The organism is Allobosea sp. TAF32 (assembly GCF_052113585.1).
In the GTDB taxonomy this organism is placed as follows: domain Bacteria; phylum Pseudomonadota; class Alphaproteobacteria; order Rhizobiales; family Beijerinckiaceae; genus Allobosea.
The window spans coordinates 159,689-181,516 of the sequence record NZ_JBFRDM010000009.1; the positions used below are offsets into that span (position 1 = coordinate 159,689).

The 21,828-nt window shown below is 66.9% G+C and carries 16 protein-coding genes; 11 read left to right on the forward strand and 5 right to left on the reverse strand.

Annotated features, from left to right (window positions below):
- The first annotated feature begins 491 nt into the window (after positions 1 to 491).
- On the forward strand, positions 492 to 701 hold the full coding sequence (locus tag AB4Z16_RS20640) for a hypothetical protein (protein ID WP_441513224.1): 210 nt from the start codon (positions 492 to 494) through the stop codon (positions 699 to 701).
- 128 nt (positions 702 to 829) lie between these two features.
- Here AB4Z16_RS20640 and AB4Z16_RS20645 read toward each other — a convergent pair whose 3' ends face one another.
- The 5 genes from AB4Z16_RS20645 to AB4Z16_RS20665 form a co-directional block, all read right to left on the reverse strand.
- Positions 830 to 2,272, reverse strand: a complete 1,443-nt coding sequence (locus tag AB4Z16_RS20645; RefSeq protein ID WP_441513225.1) for a metal-dependent hydrolase family protein — start codon at positions 2,270 to 2,272, stop codon at positions 830 to 832.
- 125 nt (positions 2,273 to 2,397) lie between these two features.
- Positions 2,398 to 2,664 carry a YMGG-like glycine zipper-containing protein gene (locus tag AB4Z16_RS20650; protein ID WP_441513226.1) on the reverse strand — a complete coding sequence of 89 codons (267 nt, stop codon included), beginning with the start codon at positions 2,662 to 2,664 and terminating at the stop codon, positions 2,398 to 2,400.
- A gap of 12 nt (positions 2,665 to 2,676) precedes the next feature.
- A complete protein-coding gene (locus AB4Z16_RS20655) occupies positions 2,677 to 4,506 on the reverse strand; it encodes an SLC13 family permease (protein ID WP_441513227.1) in 1,830 nt (609 codons plus the stop codon).
- Between the two features lie 52 nt (positions 4,507 to 4,558).
- Positions 4,559 to 5,764, reverse strand: a complete 1,206-nt coding sequence (locus AB4Z16_RS20660; protein ID WP_441513228.1) for a M20/M25/M40 family metallo-hydrolase — start codon at positions 5,762 to 5,764, stop codon at positions 4,559 to 4,561.
- Between the two features lie 52 nt (positions 5,765 to 5,816).
- The gene (locus tag AB4Z16_RS20665; protein WP_441513229.1) at positions 5,817 to 7,367 is read right to left on the reverse strand and encodes an AbgT family transporter; all 1,551 of its coding nucleotides are present in this window, start codon (positions 7,365 to 7,367) and stop codon (positions 5,817 to 5,819) included.
- A 382-nt stretch (positions 7,368 to 7,749) separates the two neighbouring features.
- Between AB4Z16_RS20665 and AB4Z16_RS20670 the strand changes: the two genes are divergently transcribed.
- The 10 genes from AB4Z16_RS20670 to AB4Z16_RS20715 all read left to right on the forward strand — a co-directional run bounded on the left by AB4Z16_RS20670 (position 7,750) and on the right by AB4Z16_RS20715 (position 21,799).
- A complete protein-coding gene (locus AB4Z16_RS20670) occupies positions 7,750 to 8,880 on the forward strand; it encodes an alpha/beta hydrolase (protein ID WP_441513230.1) in 1,131 nt (376 codons plus the stop codon).
- A gap of 364 nt (positions 8,881 to 9,244) precedes the next feature.
- Positions 9,245 to 10,051, forward strand: a complete 807-nt coding sequence (locus tag AB4Z16_RS20675) for a helix-turn-helix transcriptional regulator (RefSeq protein ID WP_441513231.1) — start codon at positions 9,245 to 9,247, stop codon at positions 10,049 to 10,051.
- A gap of 3 nt (positions 10,052 to 10,054) precedes the next feature.
- Positions 10,055 to 11,320 carry an MFS transporter gene (locus AB4Z16_RS20680; protein ID WP_441513232.1) on the forward strand — a complete coding sequence of 422 codons (1,266 nt, stop codon included), beginning with the start codon at positions 10,055 to 10,057 and terminating at the stop codon, positions 11,318 to 11,320.
- A 235-nt stretch (positions 11,321 to 11,555) separates the two neighbouring features.
- Complete coding sequence (locus AB4Z16_RS20685; protein WP_441513233.1) at positions 11,556 to 12,656, forward strand: efflux RND transporter periplasmic adaptor subunit; 1,101 nt, start codon at positions 11,556 to 11,558, stop codon at positions 12,654 to 12,656.
- A complete protein-coding gene (locus tag AB4Z16_RS20690; protein WP_441513234.1) occupies positions 12,653 to 15,733 on the forward strand; it encodes an efflux RND transporter permease subunit in 3,081 nt (1,026 codons plus the stop codon). The genes AB4Z16_RS20685 and AB4Z16_RS20690 overlap by 4 nt, the downstream gene beginning before the upstream one ends.
- Positions 15,730 to 16,878 (forward strand): efflux RND transporter periplasmic adaptor subunit, encoded by a 1,149-nt coding sequence (locus AB4Z16_RS20695; protein WP_441513235.1) that lies wholly within the window; start codon positions 15,730 to 15,732, stop codon positions 16,876 to 16,878. The genes AB4Z16_RS20690 and AB4Z16_RS20695 overlap by 4 nt, the downstream gene beginning before the upstream one ends.
- An 86-nt stretch (positions 16,879 to 16,964) precedes the next feature.
- Positions 16,965 to 18,461, forward strand: a complete 1,497-nt coding sequence (locus AB4Z16_RS20700; protein ID WP_441513236.1) for a M17 family peptidase N-terminal domain-containing protein — start codon at positions 16,965 to 16,967, stop codon at positions 18,459 to 18,461.
- A complete protein-coding gene (locus AB4Z16_RS20705; protein ID WP_441513237.1) occupies positions 18,458 to 18,967 on the forward strand; it encodes a DUF1269 domain-containing protein in 510 nt (169 codons plus the stop codon). Before AB4Z16_RS20700 ends, AB4Z16_RS20705 begins: the two co-directional genes overlap by 4 nt.
- Entirely contained in the window at positions 18,964 to 20,694 is a 1,731-nt protein-coding gene (locus AB4Z16_RS20710) for a bactofilin family protein (protein WP_441513238.1), read from the forward strand. Before AB4Z16_RS20705 ends, AB4Z16_RS20710 begins: the two co-directional genes overlap by 4 nt.
- Positions 20,695 to 20,812: 118 nt before the next feature.
- Positions 20,813 to 21,799 (forward strand): patatin-like phospholipase family protein, encoded by a 987-nt coding sequence (locus AB4Z16_RS20715; RefSeq protein ID WP_441513511.1) that lies wholly within the window; start codon positions 20,813 to 20,815, stop codon positions 21,797 to 21,799.
- The last annotated feature ends 29 nt before the right edge of the window (positions 21,800 to 21,828 follow it).

Here is a 21,828-nt window from a genome sequence, read left to right on the forward strand (position 1 = left end):
CGGGGCAACTCGGCTACGCGATATCTGGTCAAACTGAACCGCTCGAAAGCGGACATTCCGAATGCCGGGTATCGGCCATCAGCGGAAGCTCCGTGGGTAGCCAAGCTTGATCCGCTTGGCCTCTCCACCCAAAAAGAAAGATAGCGGTTGTCAGCGGGGAGGGGACGGGGAAGTGGACGGCGACGCAGTGAATGGCTTCCAACCAACGCGCACAATCGCAGGCACGACGCCTTTCTGAACCAAAACAAGCGCGCGTCACTAAAGGGGTGGCTGGACAAGCTTTCTAAATGGTGAGGACTCAATCAATTCCGGGGGCTGACACACACAGTGGACAAAATGTGCCGCATAAAAACCTTCTAGGGCGGCGCCCGACGGAGTTCGGGGCCTGAATTAGCCATTTTCTTTCATGTCCGGGAGGCTTGCCAAGAGCCTCCCGCCCGGCGGCCGTTCTTGCGCAGAGCAGGGCCTGCTGACGATCAGCGATGGCGCCAATGCGGCGGACGCCGGCGCTGACGACGATGGCGCGGCGGCTGCCCGTGCTGGCGCTGGCGGTTGTAGTGCAATTGCGGCCGCTGCTGGCTGAAGGCGGCGTCGGCCTCGTCCAGCGCGCGCGCGATCTCTACCGTGACCGGCCGATCGCCGCCGGGGAGAAAGCCGGTTTCGGCAGCGGCACTTTTCGGCGCCAGGCCGACGCCGCCTAGAAGGCCCAACAGGAACAGGCGCCTGTCCATCATACCGTTTTGCTCCCTTTACCGGCACGGATTCGCCGGCCTTGCAGCCCGGGCGCGCGTTCCGGCCTGTGTTGCGTTTGAGACATCCGCATAGCCCTCTACGAGGCCAGCGAATTCCTGTAGAGCTTCCCGTCCTTCATGATGACGGCGAGGCTCCGATCAGGCTGCTCAATGAGCTTGAGATCGTCGAGCAGGTTTCCGTTCACGACAAGAAGGTCCGCCAGCGCTCCCGGTTCGATGACACCGAGCTTACCGGGGTAGGGGTTGCGCGGGCCGGACAATGCCAGGAGCTCGGCATTGCCTGCGGTCGCCATGCGCAGCGCTTCGGCGTTACTGTACCATTGGCCGAGATGAGTGAGCATCACGCCCTGGCGGGGCGTCATCTCGGGCGAGAACAGCAGGTCGGATCCCCAGGCCGTCTTGATGCCGTGCTTCCGGACGAGTTCGTAGGCCCGCGGCGTGCTGGCGAAGACCTGCAGCATCCGCTCGCGGCTCGGCCCCGTCAGCGGCACGGAATCCGCCTCGGTCAGGAAGGGCTGGATGCTCAGCCAGATGCCCTTCTGAGCCAGCAGGCCAGCGGTTTCCTCGTCCATCAGATGGGCGTGCTCGATGCAGGCGGCGCCCGCCGCCACCGCGCGCTGGACCGTGCGCGGCGCGTAGGCATGGACGGTGACATAGGTGTTCCAGTCGCTGGCGATGGCGACCGCCGCCCGGAGATCGCTCTCGCTGAATGTCGTCATGTCGAGCGGGCTGCGCGGCGAGGAGACGCCGCCGCCGCCCACGAGCTTGATCTGCGAGGCGCCCTGCATCAGCTGCTCGCGGATTCTCATTCTGAGGTCGCCGACATCGTCCGCGATCGCGGCAGCCCCCATGCTTTCGATCAGGCTGAGGCGCGCCGGATCGCGCGGGATGTCGCTCAGCATGCGCAGGTCGCCATGCCCGCCGGTCGTCGTGATCATCGCGCCCGAAGGAAAGATGCGCGGCCCAGGGATGATGCCCGCGTCGATAGCCTGCTTGAAGGCGAAGACCGGTCCGCCTACGTCACGGACCGTGGTGAAACCGCGCAGCAGCGTGCGGTTTGCTTCGGCCGTCGAGGCCGTGAAGATCGAGCCGGGCTCGCCGGTCATCAGTGTCGGCGCGGGAACGGCTGCGAACAGCGTATGCCAATGGGCATCGATCAGGCCCGGCATCAACATGCGGCCGCCGCAGTCGATCACCGTCCAGTCTCCCTGGGGCGGATTGTTGCTGGTTTCGAGCGCGGCGATCCGATTGCCCTCGACCAGGACCTGCGCGCCCTGTTGGAGGCTGCTGGACTTGCCGTCGAACAGGCTGACCTGCCGGAACAAGGTCTTGATCGGGGGACGCGTGCCCTGCGCCCGAGCCGGCGCGACCGCTGCGCCGGCCAGCAAGGCCGCTCCCGTCAGGAGGCCCCGGCGCGTGAAGGCATCGAGGCGCTGCGAGGCCTGGACGAGCATCGGGTTGGAGCAGCCGCAGGCTGCGCCGTGGATCAGGTGCTGATATTTCTTGCCCACGCGGATCATGCTTTTCCTCCTGGGCAGCAGGATGCGAGGCGCGTGGAGCGCGCCTCGCGGATCAGGCTTCGAAGACCATCATCCGCCGACGTCACGGCGGTCCCATGACCTCCGGACCGAATGATCGGCGACCGTCAGGGGCAGCGCGCCTCGAAGGTGCGGCCGTAGCGGTCGCGATAGATGCAGTTGTTGGGGGTGGTCGCGCGCCCGATCACGGCACCCGTGATACCGCCGATCGCGGCACCGACAGCCGCGCCACGCCCGCCGCCCGCAATGCCGCCGATCGCAGCTCCAGTGCCGGCGCCGATGAGTCCGCCGCCCAGCGTCCGCTGATCGGCCGAGTCGGCATTGCAGCCCGCGAGGACCAGGCCAGCCGCAAGTAGAGCAAACTTCCAACGCATCGTATTCCTCCCTCAGAAGCGCCAGATCAATGGCACGATGAAAACCGCGACGACGAAGAACCAGATCAGGAGCGGCAGCCCGAGCTTCCAATAGTCGCTGAAGATGTAGCCGCCGGGGCCCATCACCATCAGATTGGTCGGAGTGGCGATCGGCGTCAGGAAGGCGCCGGCGGCGGCGACGGCGGTGCTCATCAGCACGGGGCGCGGCGAGATGCCCATGCTGGCGGCGGCGGCGACGCCGATCGGGATGACGATCAGCGCGGTCGCTGTGTTGCTGATGAGCTGCCCCATGATCGCGGTCAACACGAACAGGCCGGCGAGCAGCGCGGTAGGGCCGGCATCGCCGACCAGGCCGACGAGTCGGTCCGCGAGCATCTTCGCCGCGCCCGTCTCGATCATCGCGGTCGAGAGCGGCATCATCGCGCCGACCAGGATCACGGTCGTCCAGCTGATCGCGCGGTAGGATTGTTCGACTGTCATGATGCCGCAGAGGATGATGGCGCCGGCCGCCAGCAGGCCCGCCACGGCGGAGGGCACCACACCGGTCGCCAGCATCAGCACCATCGCGAACAGGATGATGATCGCCTGCTTGGCTCCCGGCCCCATCGGCACGGCCTGCCGCCGCACCAGCTCCGGTGAGCTGACGACCAGCACGTCCGGGTCGTCGAGATGGGTGTCGAGCGCTTTCCACGTGCCCTGAAGCAGCATGGTGTCGCCGGCTTGCAGCATGACGCCGGCGGCCTTGGTTGCGCCGACGGTCGGAGCCGCGCTCGCGCCGCGCTGGACGGCGAGTATGATCAGGTCGCCGCTTTCGGTGACCATGCCCGGAAACACGGACTGGCCGATCAAGCCGGAGCGCGGCGGGATCACCACCTCGGCCAAGCCCGAGCGGCGGTTGAACAGGGTTTCCTCGCTGTCGCCGGCCCCTTCCTCACGGAAGGCGAGATGCATCTTGGCCGAGAAATTGGCAGCCGCCTCGGCGTCGCCGCGCAGCAGCAGATAATCGCCCTCGGCGATGGTTGTCCGACGCAGCGGGCCGGCCGTGTTGCCGTCCTGGACCGCCACCAGTTGAAGCCCGGGCCATTCGTCCAGCGCGATCGCGCCGGATGACGCTCCGACATAGGGGCAGCTCGCGCGGACACGCAATTGATGGAGGCCGCTTGCCAACCCGTATTGCTCGACCAGCGTGCGGGCATGGCGGCTGAAATCAGCCGGCATGGTCGCGCCATTGCGCTGCGGCAGCAGCTTTTCGCCGAAGAGGATGATGATCGCCATCGTGCCGGCGAGCAGAGGGATGCCGGCCAAAGCGAATTCGAAGAAGCCGAAGCCGCCGACGCCGGCGTCGAGCCCGGCTTCGGAGACCAGCACGTTCACCGGCGTGCCGGTGAGCGCAAGCATGGAGCCGGCATGACCGGCGAAGACCAGCGGCATCAGCAGCTGCGACGAGTTGCGCTTGAGCCGGACCGCGATGACGACGACGACCGGCAGCAGCGCGGCGACCGCGCCATTGAGGCTGATCAGCGCGACGAGAAGCGCGACCAGCGCCATCATCATCAGCAGCAGACGTGTTCGGCTTTCCTCACCCGCGCCCTTGATCAGGAGCTGGCCCGCCCAGGCAGTGACGCCCGTCACCTCGAGGCCGGAGCTGACGACGAAGAGCGAGGCAATAAAGATGACGGCGGGATCGCCCAGGCCGCTCAGCGCTTGCGGCAAGGTGAGGACGCCGGTCGCCCACAAGCCGAGCGCCGTGCCCATCGCGACGAGCACGACGGGCACCTTGTTCGTGACGAACAGGACGACGGCAATCGCGATGATGATGCCGGTATAGGCGATCGGACTCACGCATCAGCTCCTTGTGGGTCCTGCTCGATCGCAGACCCTGCTTGGAAGGGTCTCAGTCCTCGAGCGTCGCCATCAGGATGCCGAGCCGGCAGCCCTTCTCGTACTCGGTCAGGTTCACATATTCCTTGATCGTGTGGATCTCGGCCTGGCCGGCGCCGATCGTGATCGTCGGCACGCCATGCTTGTCGAGCCAGTTCGCGTCGAGGCCGCCATTGGAGAACAGGTAGTTCGGCTCGATGCCGAGAATGCCGAGGGCCTTGGCGGCGCGCTTCACCACCGGCGAATTCTTGTCGAGCTCGAAAGGCGGATAGGCCGGCTTATGGGTGAAGGTCACCTTTGCGGTCTCGCCGCCATCGTCCTTGACCTCAGCTTGCGCCTTGGCGAAGGCGGCCTTGAAAGCCTCGGCGATCTTCGTGGCGAAGGCGGCCTCAGGGCTGCGCGCTTCGCCGCGGATATAGGCGTAATCCGTCACGACATTGGTGGCGTCGCCGGCTGCGACCGTGCCGCCCTTGCCGCCGAAAATGCCGACATTGCTGGTTCCGCGCCCGTCCGGCTTGACGATCTTGCCGAACCAGCCCTCGCGGCGGGCCTCCGCTATGGCGATCGAGCCGACGAGCGTGGCCGAGATGCCCTTTTCGGGCGCGACGCCGGCATGCGACGCCTTGCCGGTGATCTCGACCTCCCAGTTCTCCTGGCCGACCGCGCCGATCAGCAACTCGGAAGCGAGCTGGCCATCGACATTGACGCACATGACGGCGCCGCCGAGGTCCTTCGGATTCAGCTCGCGCGCGCCGTGCAGGCCGCTTTCCTCGCGCACCGTGAACAGCAGCGTGATCGGCGGATGCGGCAGCTTGTGCTTGATTAGCGTCTCTGCGAGCACGACGAGCAGGGCGACGCCGGTGCGGGCATCGCCGCCCAGCGCCGTGGTGCCGTCGGAGACGATGCGGTCACCCTCGCGCTTCGGCTTGGCGCCGGCGCAGAGCGGCACAGTGTCGAGATGGGTCGAGAACAGCAGGCGCGGGCCGGCCTTGGTGCCCGGCAGGTCCACGATCAGGTTTCCCGTCTCGGTCGGCAGGGGAATGCGCTTGTTGGCGTCGTCGAAGCGGATGGCCGAGGCGGGCACGCCGACGGCCTTGAGCGCGTCGCTGACCGCGGCGCCGATATTCGCCTCCTTGCCGGTCACGCCCTCGACCGAGAGGAAGCGCATGAGATGGGCGATGGCGGCTTCGACATCGAGCGGGATGGATGGTGTCGTCATGATCTGCATCCGGTCGGGTTGAGTTGGCGACGGGGGAGGCCGGCGAAGAGGCTCACAGCCCCCAGGGCAGGCCGAGCATCTTCCAGACGGCGAAGAGCGCCGTCCACAGCACGAACATCCACACGACATAGGGCAGCATCAGCGAGACCACGGTGCCGACGCCGGCGTTCCTGTCGTATCTCTGGATGAAGCCGACCACGAGAGCGAAATAGGCGTTGAGCGGCGTGATCGCGTTCATCGGGGAATCGCCTATGCGATAGGCGGCGAGCACGGCCTCGGGCTCGACGCCGAGCTTCATCAGCAGCGGCACGAAGACCGGAGCGAAGATCGCCCATTTCGCGATCGCGCCGGTCAGCAGGAGGTCGATGAGCGCGACCACGACGATGAAGCCGAGCAGCAGCGGCAGGGCGCCGATATTGGCTGCCTGCAGCATCCCGGAAAGGCTCAGCGCCATCACCGTGCCGATATTGGTGTAGGTGAAATAGGCGACGAATTGGCTGAGCACGAAGAAGAGGAAAATCGTGCCGCCCATGTTCTTGATCGATTTCTCGATCGCGGCGATGACCTCCGACAGCGTCCTCAGGGTCCCGGCGCCGATGCCGTAGGCCCAGCCGGTGATCAGGAACATCAGCATGATCAGGGCGATCAGGCCGTTCATGAAGGGCGAGTTGCCGATGAGCTCGCCGGTCGTCGGGTTGCGCAGCGGCGCGCCCGCGGGGAGCGTCAGCAGGCAGAATACCGCGATCAGCGCGAGCAGGCCGAAGCCGGCGAAGCGAAGCCCGCGCGACTCCGCCTCGGACAGCACGGCGCCCTGCTCGGTGACGGTTCCCTCGGCCGCCAGCTTCGGATCGTAGGCTCCAAGGCGCGGCGAGATCATCTTGTCGGTGATGAAGGCGATGATGACGGTCAGGAACAGCACCGAGGCGATCGAGAACCAGAGATTGGAAGCCAGGCCGATCGTGCGGTTGGGGTCGACGAGGCGCGCCGCATCATTGGTGAACTCAACCAGAACGGCGTCGAGCGGCTTGATCAGCATGTTGACGGTGAAGGCTCCGGCCACTGCAGCGAAACCCAACGCCAGACCGGCAACCGGATGGCGCCCGACAGCGAGATAGGCGATGCCGGCCAGCGGAATCAGCACGAGATAGCCGGCGTCGGCCGCGATGCTGGCGAGGATGCCGACAAAGGCCAGGATATAGGTCAGCGCCCAGTGCGGGGAGACGATGACCAGCTTGCGGATCAGCGCGGTGACGAGCCCCGATTCCTCGGCGACGCCGGCGCCGATCATCGCGACGATCATCAGCCCCACCGCCGTGAAGCTCATGAAGTTCGGGATCAGCGACGAATACATGAAGCGGATGCCGTCGATCGTCAGCAGGCTTTGGATCGCCGTGCTCGCCGTCTCGATCTTGTGCGTGTCGGGATTGATCCGCTCGAAGGTGACGGCGGCGCCGAAGAGCCCGAGCACGGCCGACAGGACGATCACGATGCCGATGAGGATCAGGAAGATGATGACGGGGTGGGGAACCATGTTCCCGACCTTCTCGACGGTGTCGAGGAACCTCTGCATGGTTGTCTTCGGCGCGGCGGCGTCAGTCGTCATCGCTCTTATCCCCCTTGAGCCAAGGCCCTCGACGCAAGATCAGCGGCAGGCCCGCACGACCCGATGATGGGCGCCGACAAGACTCCGAGTCTCGAAAGCGAACCATAAATCCGGGCACGGGGAGGGCATCGGCAGAGAATCCCAAACTTTGGGCCCCCTGTCCCAAAGTTCAGCCGGTCACGGCGGCAGGAGATGCTTTCGCTTGCCGTGGGCCAGGGGGTTTCCTACGGTCTGCTGCGCATGCGAAATGCCGCCTACCGGTAACCAACGAGTCGAAGCGATGCCAGCTCGGGGCAAAGAAAATGGCCGCGCAAGCTGGGCGGGGGCCGGCTGCGCGACCGACGGCAGGATTCAGCCTGAGCTGCGCGCGCATATCGGCCGGATGGTTCGATGCCGTCTTGCTCTCCTGGTATTTGCCGTCGGTCTCGGCGCTTGCGCCTCGACGCCGCAGGGGCTGCTGCAGCCCGTCGCCGCGGCGCCCGGAACCGACCGGGTCGATATGCTGGCTGCAACGACGCGCGCAGCCTCGCCCGATCCCGGTATCCTCTTCACCGGCGACCGGGGCGAGCATGTTTCGTTCAGCAATATCATCGTCTCGATCCCGCGTGAGCGCGAGGCCGGCACAATCCAGTTGCCGCGCTCGGTTCCCGGCAATCCCGCCACGGATTTCGTCGTCACAAGCGCGACGCCGGTGCCGAAAGCCAAACTCGTCGACTGGTTCCGTTCGACGAGCGGGCGGTCGAAGCGCGTCTTCGTCTTCGTCCACGGATTCAACACGCCGTTCGACCGCGCAGTCTTCCGTTTCGCGCAGCTGGCGCATGATGCGGATGCCGATGCGGCGCCCGTGCTGTTCTCCTGGCCATCGCGCGGCTATCTGCTCGACTACAGCCGCGACTTCGACAACGCCTCCTACTCGCGCTCGGATCTGGCGGATCTGCTGAAGGTGGCGGCTGCGAGCCCCTCGGTTCGGGAAATCTTGATCCTGGCCCATTCGATGGGGAGCTGGCCAGCGGTCGAAGCGGTCAGGCAGATCGCCCTCAGGGATGGCGGCGTCCCGCGCAAGATCAGCAACCTCATCCTGGCATCGCCAGATCTCGATGTCGGGGTCTTCCGCCGTCAGATCGAGGATATGGGTCCGAAACGACCGCAGATCACCCTGTTCACGGCACAGCACGACCGGGCACTGCAGCTGTCCCGCTTCATTTCGCGCGGGGGGACCCGGCTCGGCGGTATCGACCCGACGCAGGAGGAGTACCGCACCCAGTTCGCGGGGCTGTCCGGGATCACCGTGATCGATCTGTCCGCGATCAATGCGGGGGACAGGATCAACCATGATCTGTTCGCGGCCAGCCCGGACGCCGTTCGCCTGATCGGCGACAGGTTGCTGCAAGGCCAGGTGATCACCGATGTCGACGTCCCGGCACCGCTGGCTGCTGCCGGGGCGATCGGCTCGGCGGCGACACTCCTCGTCACCGCGCCGATCAGAGTGTTCGATGCCGCAGCGACGCCATAGGGTTGACGGCCTAGGTCGATGGTGCCAATATTTGACTGATATAATAAATTTGAAATACTGAATAAGCAATATTGATCTTGTTTCGGTTTATTGACTTCGATCAATTTCAATCGACTTCGGGTTGTGTTGGAATTTCACCTTACTTCTGACGAGCGTCGAATGATCGGAGTGTCCGATGCCGGCTTTCTCTCATGGCGGAGTGAGGAAGGACGCCAGCGTGTTTTCCGTAGCGCATTTTTGCACTGCAGAGCTTCACGCGAAGGATCAATTTGACGCTTGGCGGTCCTTGCATGGGAACACCATCGAGCTTTTCCCGACGCGCGAATCCCWGGCGGGATTCGCCGCCGAATTCTCCTCATGGCGCGTGGGTGAGCTTGCTCTGACGCATGTCGTCTATTCCGGCGCGCCGGACAGGCAATGGCGGCACCGGCCCAAATCCTATCTCGATCATTGGTGCGTCGTGCTGGCGCGGACGAAGGCTGCGAATGGCGTGCTGCACGAAGAGCTGAGCTTCCGTTCGCTGGCGCTCCCTTATGAGGGGAGAGCCCGGGACAGCGAGGTTATCACCCTGTATCTCCCGCGCGACCAGCGCGTTGCCGACGAGCAGCGCTTCGATTGGGCGCATGATCTGGCCGTGAGCCAGGATTTCGCGCCGCTGCTCATCGGCTACTTGGACAGTCTGGTGCGACAGCTGCCGCACGTCACCGCGGAGCATGCAGCAAGCCTCGAAATGCCGACCAGGGCGCTCGTTGCGGCCTGCATCATCCCGCAATCGGTTTACCAAGAGGCGGCGAGGGCGCCTCTTGGGTCGGTTCTCGTCGACAGGGCCCGCAACGTCGTGCGCCAGAACATGGCCTCGCCGGATTTCGGCCCTGAACGGCTGGCCCGCCTGCTGGCGATGTCCCGCTCGAAGCTCTACCGGCTTTTCGAGAACTGTGGCGGGGTGGCTCATTTCATCAACAGGGAGCGGCTGCGCGAAGCCCATCTCCGGTTGAGCTCGCAGCGTGAAACGCTTTCGATCCACGCGATCGGAAGCGAGGTCGGCTTCGTCGATCATTCCACCTTCAGCCGGGCCTTTCGCCGCGAGTTCGGCTACAGCCCGACCGAAGCGCGTGAGCAGGGGATCGTGCGCGCCTTCACCGATGAGCGGGGCGAGGCGATCGAAGGCTGAACGATGCGGCTTCGAGCACGTGCCAGAACGCCGCGTTTCGGCCGGTGGACCTCAGATTCCGCTGTTCGGCAGGTCCCGCTAGCGAGCCCGGCCGCTGGCCTGCCCAGGGGGCGGCTTTCGCTTCTCTACGCATGTCTGTTCTTCGAACTTGGGGTCAATCTCCCGTTCTTCCCGCTCTGGCTGCAAGCCCAGTCTCTCGACGCCGACGCCATCGGCATCGTTCTGGCGGCGCCGTTGCTGATCCGAATTATCGCGAATCCCACGGTCGGGGCGTTCGCGGACCGGAGCGGACGCATCTCGGCGACGCTTGCGGTCTGCGCGGCGCTGGTTGCTGCCGGCACCTGCCTCCTGACCGTGGCGCGCGGCTTCTGGCCGATCCTCGCCGTCGTCGTCGCCATTGCTCTGGCGCAGGGCCCATTGATTGCCTTGGCCGACGCGATGACGCTCGGCCGTCTCGCCGAAACGCCGCGATCCGAGCTGACTTACGGGCGCATCCGGCTGTGGGGATCGCTCGGTTTCGCGGCAGCCAATCTCGCAGCCGGCTGGTCGCTCGAATGGTTTTCGACCTCTTCGATCGTCCCAATGCTGCTGCTCTCGTCCGTCCTCACGGCGGCGGCCGCTACCAGCTGCATGGCCCCCCGATCGAACGGCCCGCGCGCTGCCGAAGCGAGCGAAGCGCGGGCGGTGCGCCCATTGCTGCTCATCGGCACAATTGCCGGCGCTGCCTTGGTGCAGGCAAGCCACGCCGCATACTATGGCTTCGGTACGCTCCATTGGCAGGCAGCCGGGGTTCCCGGCGCAGCGATGGGCGGGCTCTGGGCGCTCGGTGTCCTGTCCGAGGTCGTGTTGTTTTCCTTCCTTGGCTACCGCGTCAAAGGCGTCTCGAGCGCAGCTGGCCTGCTGGTCGGCGCGGCGGTCGCCACCATCCTGCGCTGGGGAGCGATGTCGCAGGATCCGAGCCTTTCCACGCTAGTGTTTCTCCAGTTGACGCATGGGGTGACATTCGGCGCTACGCATCTTGCCGGCATCTTTCTCCTCGCGCGGCTGGCGCCGGGCGGAATGCAAGCCAGTGCCCAGGCCTGGCTCGCCGGCAGTTGGGCCGGCGCCATGGGCGTCCTGACGACGCTTTGCGGCCTGCTCTACGAGACGTGGGGAGAGCAGATCTACCTCGTCATGGCCGTTGTCGCCGCGGCCGGGCTCTCCCTGTTGCTGGCGGTTGCCCTAGGTCTGCGCCGTGTCTCGACGCGGGAACCGTTGAGCGTGACCTAGCGGGAGAGTGACCTTTCCCAACAATGGGATGAGCAGCCCAGAGTTGGGATTCTGAGCTAATCCACGCCTCCTCGGCTGTTGCTAGCGTCGATCCAGGGTCCCGAAGAGCTTTGCTGGGCGCAAACGCGCTTGCGGATGCGCGACGCGGCAGCCGTCAGAGGAACAGTTCGATGCAGAGGCGAGGCTTACGGCGTCCGGGGCCGACACGGCACCGGGGGGCTTCCGCGGAGCGGGCATGAGGCGCAGCGAAGCTTCATCGCGCCTGGGCTGCGTCGCGGCCGCGGCCGTCGTCGCGCTCGGCGTCGCCTCCTGCAATCGGGAGGAGAAGGAGGCTCCGCCTCCGGTGCGCTATGTCCGCACCGTGACGGTCGAGGCGCCGCGCCAGGCGCCCGATCTCGCCTTCACCGGCCATATCGAAGCGCAGGATCAGGCCTCGCTTGCGTTCCGCATCGGCGGACGGATGGCTGAGCGCCTTGTCGGCGTCGGCGCGAGCGTGAAGGAGGGAGAGATCGTCGCGCGGCTCGACCCCGAGAACGAGCTCAACGATCTCCGCTCGGCCCAGGCTGCGCTCACGGCCGCGCAGGGCGATCTGCGCAAGGCAGAGAACCAGTTCCAGCGGCAGAGCCATCTGCTCGATCGCCACATCACCACGCAGGCCGATTTCGAGGCCGCCCAGCAGGCGCTCACGGCGGCCCGCGCGCAGGTCGACGCCGCCCAGGCGCGTGTTCGCTCCGCCGAGGACGTCGTCGGCTTCACGACGTTAACGGCTGACGCGCCGGGCATCGTGACGCGCGTCGGTGCCGAGCCTTCCGAGGTCGTCACGGCCGGCCGGATGATCGTCCAGCTCGCGCGGCGAGAGGGCCGCGACGCGGTCTTCGAGATCCCGGCCGATCTGGTGCGTCAGCTCACGCCCGGCATGCCGGTGCGGGTTGCGCTGACCGGGGAGGCGGGAGCGGAGGCGACCGGACGCGTACGTGAGATCGCGCCGCAGGCGGACCCGGTGACCCGGACCTTCCGGATCAGGGTCGGCCTCACCGACCCCACGCCGGCCTTCCGGCTCGGCGCCGCGGTCTCGGGCTCGATCCGCGCCGGCGCGAGCGGCGCCATCACCATCCCCGCGACGGCCCTGACGCAGCGTGATCAGGCGACAGGGGCATGGGTGGTCGACCCCAAGAACCTGACGGTCTCGCTGCGGAAGCTCGACGTCGCTAGCGCGGACCCGGCGGCGGTCAGGATCGCCAAGGGCTTGGACATCGGCGACATCGTCGTCACCGCCGGTGCGGGGCTTCTGCGTGAAGGCCAGCGCGTACGCCTGATCGGAGCGGAGCCGCGATGAGCTTCAACCTCTCGGAATGGGCGCTGAAGAGCCGCTCGGTCGTGATCTATCTCATGATCGTGGCGGTCGCGGCCGGAATCTTCGCTTTCATCCGGCTCGGCCGCAACGAGGACCCGGCTTTCGTCATCAAGACGATGGTGGTTTCGGCGGTTTGGCCCGGCGCCAGCATGGAAGACACGCTGAGCCAGGTCACCGAGCGCCTCGAGCGGCAGCTCGAGGAGACGCCCGGCCTCGACAGCGTGCGCAGCTACACCAAGCCCGGCGTGACGACGATCTTCGTCAACCTCAAAGGTGAAGTGCCCGGCCGCCTGGTCCAGGACACCTGGTACAGAGTGCGCAATCTCATCGCCGATATGCGGCACACACTTCCGGCCGGCACACTCGGGCCGTTCTTCAACGACCGCTTCGGCGACACGTTCGGCATCATCTACGGCTTCACCTCGGACGGCTTCTCCAGCCGCGAGCTGCGCGACCATGTCGAGACCATCCGGTCGCGCCTGCTGCTCGTGCCCGATGTCTCGAAGATCGAGATCATCGGCGCGCAGGATGAACGCATCTTCATCGAATTCTCGGTGAGAGAGCTCGCCAATCTCGGCCTCGATCGTTCCGCGCTGCTTGCGGCGCTCCAGGCGCAGAACGTGGTACGGCCGGCGGGCGAGGTGCAGACGCAGGACGAGACGTTCTCGGTACGGGTGTCCGGCGCCTTCCAGTCCGAGGCCGATCTGCTCGGCATCAACTTCCCGGCCGGCGACCGGATGGTACGCCTCGCCGACATCGCGACGATCAGGCGCGGGCAGGTCGATCCGCCGACGCCGATGTTCCGCGTCAATGGGCGCGATGCGATCGGGCTTGGCATCGCCATGCGCGAGGGCGGCGACATCCTGGCGCTCGGCAGCAACATCAAGAAGGCGATGGCGGGGATCACCGCCGGCCTGCCGCTGGGCATCGAGCCTTATCTCGTCGCCGACCAGGCCGTAACGGTCTCGCACGCGATCAACGACTTCATGACCTCGCTCTGGCAGGCGGTCGGCATCATCCTCTTCATCAGCTTCATTAGCCTTGGCGTGCGGCCGGGCCTCGTCGTCGCGCTCGCGATCCCGCTGACGCTCGCCATCGTCTTCGCCTGTATGCTGGTCGCCGGCATCGACATGCAGCGAATCTCGCTCGGCGCGCTCATCATCGCGCTCGCGCTATTGGTCGACGACGCCATGACCACGACCGATGCCATGGTCACGCGGCTGGCCGCAGGCGACGCGAAGATGAAGGCGGCGACCTTCGCCTTCGACAAATACGCCACTGCGATGCTGGCCGGCACGCTGGTGACCATCGCCGGCTTCGTGCCGATCGGCTTCGCGGCGAGCTCGGCCGGCGAATACACCTTCTCGCTCTTCGCGGTGGTGACGATCGCGCTCGTCGTATCCTGGTTCGTGGCCGTCCTCTTCGCTCCGGTGCTCGGCGTCGCCATGCTGAAGGCACCTGACGCTTCGGCCCAGGGCAAAGAGCCGGGGCGGGTCGAGCGCGGATTCCGCTCACTGCTCTCCGGCGCGATCAGGCTGCGCTGGGTGACGATCGCAGTGACGCTCGGCCTGTTCGTGGCGTCGATCCTGGCGCTGGCGCTCGTGCCGCGGCAGTTCTTCCCGGCCTCGGACCGGCCCGAGCTGCTCGTCGACCTCACCCTGCCGCAGAACGCCTCGATCTATGCGAGCGAGGATCTCGTCGACCGCTTCGAGGCCTCGCTGAAGGGTGATCCCGATGTCGAGCGCTGGAGCACCTATGTCGGCCGCGGCGCGATCCGCTTCTACCTGCCGCTGAATGCGCAGCTTCCCAACGACTTCTTCAGCCAGGCCGTGATCGTCGCCAAGGACGTGGCTGCGCGCGAGCGCTTGCAGAAAAAGCTCGAGGCGCTTCTCGCGAAGGACTTCCCCAATGTGGTCGGGCGCGTCTCGCCGCTCGAGCTCGGCCCGCCAGTCGGCTGGCCCGTGCAGTACCGCGTGAGCGGCCCGGACATCGCCGAGGTCCGCACCATCGCGATGCAGCTCGCGCAGGTCGTCGCGTCGAACCCCAAGGCGCTCCAGATCAATTTCGACTGGATCGAGCCCGCCCGCGAACTGCGCCTGCGCGTCGACCAGGACGAGGCGCGCCGGCTCGGCCTCAGCTCCGCCGCGGTCGCCGCGATCGTCAACACCGTAGTCTCCGGCACGGTCGTCACCCAGGTGCGCGACTCCATCTACCTCGTCGACGTCGTCGTGCGGGCCCAGGACGCCGAGCGCGCCTCGCTCGACACACTACGCAGCATGCAGGTCGCGCTGCCGAGCGGCCGCTCGGTGCCGGTCTCGCAGTTCGTGAGCTTCAGCTACGGGCTCGATGCGCCGCTGATCTGGCGTCGCGACCGGGTGCCGAACCTGACGGTCTCTGCCGATGTGCCGCCCGGCACCTTGCCGGATGCCGTCGTCGGCGCACTGCAGCCCTCGGTTGACGCGCTGCGGAAGACGCTGCCGGCCGGCTACGACATCACCGTCGGCGGCACGGTCGAGGAGAGCGCCAAGTCGCAGGCATCGGTCATCGCCGTGATCCCCGTGATGCTGCTGATCATGTTCACGGTGCTGATGGCGCAGCTCAGGAGCTTCAGGCTCTTCGCCATCGTGCTCAGCATCGCGCCGCTCGGACTGATCGGCGTCGTCGGAGCGCTGCTGCTTTCCGGCAAGCCGCTCGGCTTCGTCGCGCTGCTCGGCATCCTCGCTTTGATCGGCATCATCACCAAGAACGCGGTGATCCTGGTCGGACAGATCGAGGACGAGCGTGCAGCCGGCAAGGGCGTGGTCGAAGCCGCCATCGACGCCGCCGGCACGCGCTTCCGCCCGATCATGCTGACGGCCATCTCGACCGTGCTCGGCATGATCCCGATCGCGCCGACCGTGTTCTGGGGGCCGATGGCCTTCGCGATCATGGGCGGCCTGCTGGTCGCGACCGTGCTGACCCTCGTTCTTCTGCCTGTCCTCTACGTCACCGTCTTCGGCGCAGCGAGCGCGGGCGGCAGGGCGGGGCGGACGGCCGGTGCGGGAGGCTCCCTGTCATGAGCGCGATCGCGACGAGGCGGATGCCGATGAACGGGTTGGGACGGGTCGCCGCCGCCGCGCTACTGGGAACAGTCCTCGTTTCCTGCAGTAGCGAGAAGGCGCCGCAGGCGGAGGGGAGGCCGGTCGGGGTCGTCACGGTCGAGGCCGGGCAGTTCTCCGACGACATCCAGCTCAGCGGGGAGATCCAGGCGAAGAAGGATGTCGGGCTCGCCTTCCGCATCGGCGGGCGCGTCCTCGAACGCCCGGTGAATGTCGGCGACCGGGTGAAGGCGGGGCAGGTCATCGCAAGGCTCGAACCGGCCCTCGAACAGAATGCGCTGGCGGCAGCCAAGGCGGCGCTGGAAGCTGCCCGCGGCGAGGTCGACACGGCGCGCAACACCTTCGAGCGCCAGGAGCGCCTGATGGCGCAGGGCTTCACCACGAGGCCGCGTTTCGACCAGGCGCAGCGCGCCCAGGAAACCGCGCAGGCCCGGCTGGAGAATGCGGAGGCGCAGCTCGAGCTGGCGCGGGACCGGCTCGGCTTCACCGAATTGCGCACCAATGTCGACGGCGTGGTGACGGCGCGGCAGATCGAGCCCGGGGAGGTCGTGCAGCCCGGTCAGGTCGTCGTCCAGATCGCCCGCGACGACAGCCGTGATGCGGTCTTCAACGTGCCGGCCGCCGTGCTCGATACCCATCTCAGCGACGCTCGGATCCGCGTCGCGCTGGCCGATGCGCCGACGGTGACGGCCTATGGCGCAGTGCGCGAGGTCGCCCCGCAGGCCGATCCGGTGACGCGGACCTTCGCCATCAGGGTCGGCTTGCAGAATCCGCCCGAGGCGATGCGGCTCGGCTCCACCGTCGTCGGCACGGTCGAGCTCACCACCGCCGCAATCGTCTCGATCCCCGCGAGCGCGCTGACCCAGCAGGGCCGCTCGCCCGCCGTGTGGATCGTCGATCCCGTCAAGTCGACCGTCTCCCTGCGCAGCGTCGATGTGCTGCGCTTCGATCCGGGCAAGGTCATCCTGTCACAGGGGCTGGAGCCGGGTGAAACGATCGTCTCGGCCGGTATCCAGGCGCTGCATCCCGGTCAGCGCGTCAGGCTGTTGCCCGAGCAGCGATCCGGCTCGCGCCAGGAGGCCGCTGCTTCGCCGCAGCGACCGTGACGCGGCGGCAGGAGCTGGCGCGATACCAGGTCAAAGCGTTTCGAAATGTGGCCACCGACACGATGTTTCCCCGGCAGAGGGCATCCATGGAGATCATTCCGGCAGTCGGAGAAGCGGAAAAGCTCGGGGCCGAGTTGCTCGTCCTCGGCGTCTTCGGCGATGGCCCGCTGACGGGGTCGGCTCGGGCCGTGAACGATCGCTGCTCCGGCCGGCTCGCCGGCATCCTCGGCCGGGCCGGTCTCGGAGACGCCGTTGGCGCCATGCATATGGTCGGGCCGTTGCCGGGCGTCGCGGCGAAACGACTGCTGCTGGTCGGCCTCGGACGTGCGGAGACTTTTTCGGACAGGGCCTATCGCCAGGCACTCTCCGTCGTGGCCAAAGCCCTCAATGGCGACCCCGCTACCGAGGTAGTCGTGACGCTGGCGGAGAACGAGGTCCCGCGCCGGACGCTCAGCTGGCGGATGCAGCAGGCGGGGCGCATCCTCGCCGATGGCCGCTATGATTTCGGATTGCCTGACGTGCCCATTCGGGAGGAGCGGCGCAACATCATGCTGCTGGTGCCGCAAACCCTGACCTCGGAGCTGGTCACGGCGCTTCGGCAGGGCGTGGCCATCGGAGAGGGCGTCTCCTTCGCCAAGGAGCTCGGAAACCTGCCGCCGGATTTGTGCACGCCGACTTTCATCGCGCGGACGGCCGAGGCGATGGCGAACCAGTTCGGCTTCAGCGTCGACGTGCTCGGGCGGCGCGAATTCGAGGAACACGGGCTGGCGGCGTTTCTCGCCGGAGAACAGATCGCCGCTGGCGACTGCAAACTCATCGTCCTGAGAAGTGACCGGCGCTTGGCGACGGGCCGGCCGATTGTCCTGATCGGTAACGGCGTGGCGGCGCTGGACGCGCTGCCCGAGCATGAGCAGCGCCTGCATCGCGCCCCGATCCGCGACATGCGCGGGATCGCCAGCGTGCTGGGCGCGATGCGGACGGTGGAACGGCTCGGCCTCGCTCTGAATGTCGTGGGGCTCATCGTCGCCAGCCAGGGTTGGACACCGCGTCAAGGCGGATGGCGCCCAGCCGCGCCGAAAGCAGTCCGGCGCCGGCAGGCACATGAGTCCTCGCTGCTCGGCGACGTGCTCGGCTACGCCGCGCAGTTTTCGCCGAGCTGCGTCATCGATGTCGCAGCGCTGACGCGCGCCTGCGTCGTCGCCTTGGGCAGTCATGCCAGCGGCCTGTTCGCCAATGACGAAGCTCTTGCATCGGAACTGATGAAATGCGGTGGACGGTCTGGCGATCGCGTCTGGCGGCTGCCGCTATGGGATGATGATCCGGCGTCCTCTGCGGCCGGTGAGGCGGACCCGGCCGACGAACCGCCCGACGCCATCGCCGCCGCCTCCGATCTGGCCCGCTTCGCCACCGCCTATCCCTGGGCGCATCTGGACATCTCCGGAACCGCTTCAACCGCCGGCCGAATCCGCGGCGCTACGGGGCGTCCTGTCCCGCTGCTGGCCGAATTCCTGATCGGCAGGGCACAGGCGGTACCCGGCCAGTCAATCTTTCCCCCCCGCCCGAACCCGGAGCTACACTCATGAGCGATCTCGTTTTCATCGCCTTTCCGACCGAACAGAAGGCCGAGGAGGTCCGTCAGAAGGTCCTCTCGCTTCAGCGCGAATACCTGATCGAGCTCGGCGACGCCGTCGTCGTGGTCAAGGACGACAAGGGCCACGTCAAGCTGAACCAGATGATCAACCTGACCGCCACGGGCGCGGCTTCCGGCGCGCTCTGGGGCACGCTGATCGGCTTCATCTTCCTGTCGCCGCTCATCGGCACCGCGATCGGCGCCGCCTCGGGTGCGCTGGGCGGCAAGTTCAGCGACATCGGCATCAACGACCAGTTCATGAAGGATGCCGCCTCGGCGCTCCAGCCGAACACCGCCGGTCTCTTCCTGCTGATCCGCAAGATGACCACCGACAAGGTTCTGGCCGATCTCAAGGGAACCGGCGGCACGTTGATCAGCACCTCCTTCGATGAAACGAAGGAAGCCCAGCTGCGCGAAGCCCTCTCGGCCGTGGCGGACACGCAAGCGGCCGCGACGTGACCCTGGACTGGAGCCTGGGAGCGGAGGCCGCCGTCTGGGCGGCGTCGACCGCGCGTCTCGAGGATTTCCGGCCTCTGCTTCCGGCGGAGGAGGAGATCGTCGCCAGGCTCCAGTCCGGCAATTTCGACAGGCTGGGGGATGGCATCCTGCCGACGCAGGCGGATCCGACCCGGTCGGTTCGCGCCGCCTTCCTGCGCTTCCTGATCCTGGGCGGCGAGCCGGGCTTCCGCCCGCATGAGAAGGGCGTCCTGATCCGGGGCGCCTGGATCACGGAGGTCCTCGATCTCGAAGCCTGCCGCGTCTTCCGCGATATCGGCCTGAACGACTGCCATTTCGAGGCGACGCCGATCCTGCGCGCGGCGATCATCAACCGGCTGTTCCTCGATGGCTCGCGGCTTCCCGGCCTGCAGGGCGAGCGATTGGAGGCGCGCGGCGGGGTCTATCTGCGCGGCGCGGAGGTCGAAGGGGCGGTCAATCTCGACCAAGCGCGGCTCGGCGGGAACCTGCAATGCGATGGTGCGGCGATCCGCAACCGCGGAGACTATGCGCTGCTGGGCCGCAGCCTGGAGGCTCGCAACGTGCTCCTGCGCGGGGCGATGTTGCGCGGCGGGATCAACCTGTCCGGCGCCGTGCTGGCCGCCGATCTGGATGCGGCCGGTGCGAGCATCCCCGCTTTCGATCGAATGGCGCTCGACGCCGGCGAGATCGCCTGCCACGGCAGCGTCGTCCTGCGCGGCACCCGAATCACGGGGGAGGTGCGGCTGACCGGCTCGGCCATCGCCGGCGATCTCGATTGCTCCGGCACGACCGTGGAAAATGCCGGGAAGACGGCCATCGAAGCGAGCCGTGTCGTGGTCAAGGGCGCGTTCTTCCTGCGGCGCGAGGCAAGGCTGGACGGCACGCTCGCACTCACCGGCGCCTCGATTGGCACGATCCATGACGAGGCAGCGAGCTGGCCGAGGGCCGGTGACCTGCTCCTCAACCGCTGCCGCTATGGCGCCTTCATCGACGGGCCGGTCGATGCCGAGAGCCGTCTGGACTGGCTGGCGCGTCAAACGCCCAAGCGTTGGGGCGAGGATTTCTGGCCGCAGCCCTACGAGCAGCTCGCCGCCGTCTTTCGCGAGATGGGCCATGGCGAGGATGCCAGCTCCGTCCTCGTCATCAAGGAACGCCTGCAGCGCAGGGCGCGCCGCGCCCGGACGGAGAACCCGGTCTGGCGGGTAATTCTCTTCGTCGCCGACGGCATCCTCGGGATCACGCTCGGATACGGCCGCAGGCCGCTTTTCGCGCTCGTCTGGCTGGTGTTCTTCTGGCTCGTGGGCGTCGCGATCTTCGCTTATGCCGAGCGCCAGGGCGCGCTGATGCCCAACAGCGCCGTGGTGCTGCGCGCGCCCGAATGGACCTTGTGCGGCATTGAGCGGAGCGAGCAGCGCCCGCTGGTCGCCACCGGCCCCTCGCAAGGGCTGGCGGCGCCCGGCCAGAACCAGCTCGCCTGCTTCCGGCAACGCTGGGAGGCCTCGAGCTACCCCGCCTTCAGCCCCTGGATGTATTCGCTCGACACGCTGCTTCCTGTGCTCGACATGGGGCAGCGTACCTTCTGGCGGCCGAATCCGACCAAGCCGGGGGGACGGGCCGCCATCAACTACTTCTATTTCCAGTCGGTCGTCGGCTGGGCCTTGAGCCTGCTCGCCGTCGCGGGCTTCTCCGGGCTGGTGAAGTCGTCGTGAGGCGGCCTGTTCTATCAACAAGGGTGAAATCGTGAGCAAGGCACCTTCCACTTCCAGCAGCGCCAGCGATGAGCGCGGCAGTGCAGCGTCGCGCGAGCCGCTCAACATCGATCTCGCCTTGCAGGGCGGCGGCGCACATGGCGCCTACACCTGGGGCGTGCTGAACCGGATCCTCGAGGAAGACTGGCTGACGATCGAGGCTATCTCGGGCACCTCGGCCGGCGCCATGAACGCCGCGGTCCTCGCTTCCGGCTATGTCACGGGCGGACGGGCCGGCGCGCGCGAGGCCCTGAACGAATTCTGGCGGAAGGTCTCGGACGCTGCGCGCTTCAGCCCGTTCCAGCGTTCGCCGCTCGATGTCCTGCTTGGGCGCTGGACGCTCGACACCTCGCCGCTGTTCGTGGCGATGGACATGATGTCCCGCGTCGTCTCGCCCTATAGCCTCAACCCGATGGGCACGAACCCGCTGACGGACATCCTCGCCGAGGTGATCGACTTCGAGGCGCTCGCGAAATGCCCGATCAAGCTGTTCATCAGCGCGACGAATGTCCGGACCGGCCGCAACCGCGTTTTCCGGAACGCCGAAATCACCCCCGAGGTGCTGCTCGCCTCGGCCTGCCTGCCGACCTTGTTTCAAGCCGTCGAGATCGACGGCGACAGCTATTGGGACGGCGGCTACTCCGGCAACCCGACCATGACCCCGTTGATCGAGGAGAGCAACGCGAGCGACACGATCCTCGTCCAGATCAATCCGGTCGAGCGGCCGGGCACACCGCGGACGGCGCGCGACATTCTCAACCGCCTCAACGAGGTCTCCTTCAACGCGGTTCTGCTGAAGGAGCTGCGCATGATGGCTCTCCTGCAGCGTGAGGCAGTCTCCGGCTCGGGCGAGGGCGCCCGCTGGGCGCGCATGCGCATCCACCGCATCGCCAGCGACGCGATGACGGAGCTCGGCTACTCTTCCAAACTCAATGCCGAGTGGGAGTTCCTGACGATGCTGCATGACGAGGGCAGGCGCTCGGCCGAGATGTTCTACCGGACGCATCGCGACGAGATCGGAAAGCGCTCGACGCTCGATCTCGCCGAGTTCACCAAGGGGGTTTGACGGGTGTCTTTGAAATCGAGCCGTGTCGG

Coding starts and splice junctions, on each gene's coding strand:
- AB4Z16_RS20640 (WP_441513224.1), top strand. CDS start 492: ATGCGGCGGACGCCGGCGCTGACGACGATGGCGCGGCGGCTGCCCGTG.
- AB4Z16_RS20645 (WP_441513225.1), bottom strand. CDS start 2,272: ATGATCCGCGTGGGCAAGAAATATCAGCACCTGATCCACGGCGCAGCC.
- AB4Z16_RS20650 (WP_441513226.1), bottom strand. CDS start 2,664: ATGCGTTGGAAGTTTGCTCTACTTGCGGCTGGCCTGGTCCTCGCGGGC.
- AB4Z16_RS20660 (WP_441513228.1), bottom strand. CDS start 5,764: ATGACGACACCATCCATCCCGCTCGATGTCGAAGCCGCCATCGCCCAT.
- AB4Z16_RS20665 (WP_441513229.1), bottom strand. CDS start 7,367: ATGACGACTGACGCCGCCGCGCCGAAGACAACCATGCAGAGGTTCCTC.
- AB4Z16_RS20670 (WP_441513230.1), top strand. CDS start 7,750: ATGGTTCGATGCCGTCTTGCTCTCCTGGTATTTGCCGTCGGTCTCGGC.
- AB4Z16_RS20680 (WP_441513232.1), top strand. CDS start 10,055: ATGCGGCTTCGAGCACGTGCCAGAACGCCGCGTTTCGGCCGGTGGACC.
- AB4Z16_RS20685 (WP_441513233.1), top strand. CDS start 11,556: ATGAGGCGCAGCGAAGCTTCATCGCGCCTGGGCTGCGTCGCGGCCGCG.
- AB4Z16_RS20690 (WP_441513234.1), top strand. CDS start 12,653: ATGAGCTTCAACCTCTCGGAATGGGCGCTGAAGAGCCGCTCGGTCGTG.
- AB4Z16_RS20695 (WP_441513235.1), top strand. CDS start 15,730: ATGAGCGCGATCGCGACGAGGCGGATGCCGATGAACGGGTTGGGACGG.
- AB4Z16_RS20700 (WP_441513236.1), top strand. CDS start 16,965: ATGGAGATCATTCCGGCAGTCGGAGAAGCGGAAAAGCTCGGGGCCGAG.
- AB4Z16_RS20705 (WP_441513237.1), top strand. CDS start 18,458: ATGAGCGATCTCGTTTTCATCGCCTTTCCGACCGAACAGAAGGCCGAG.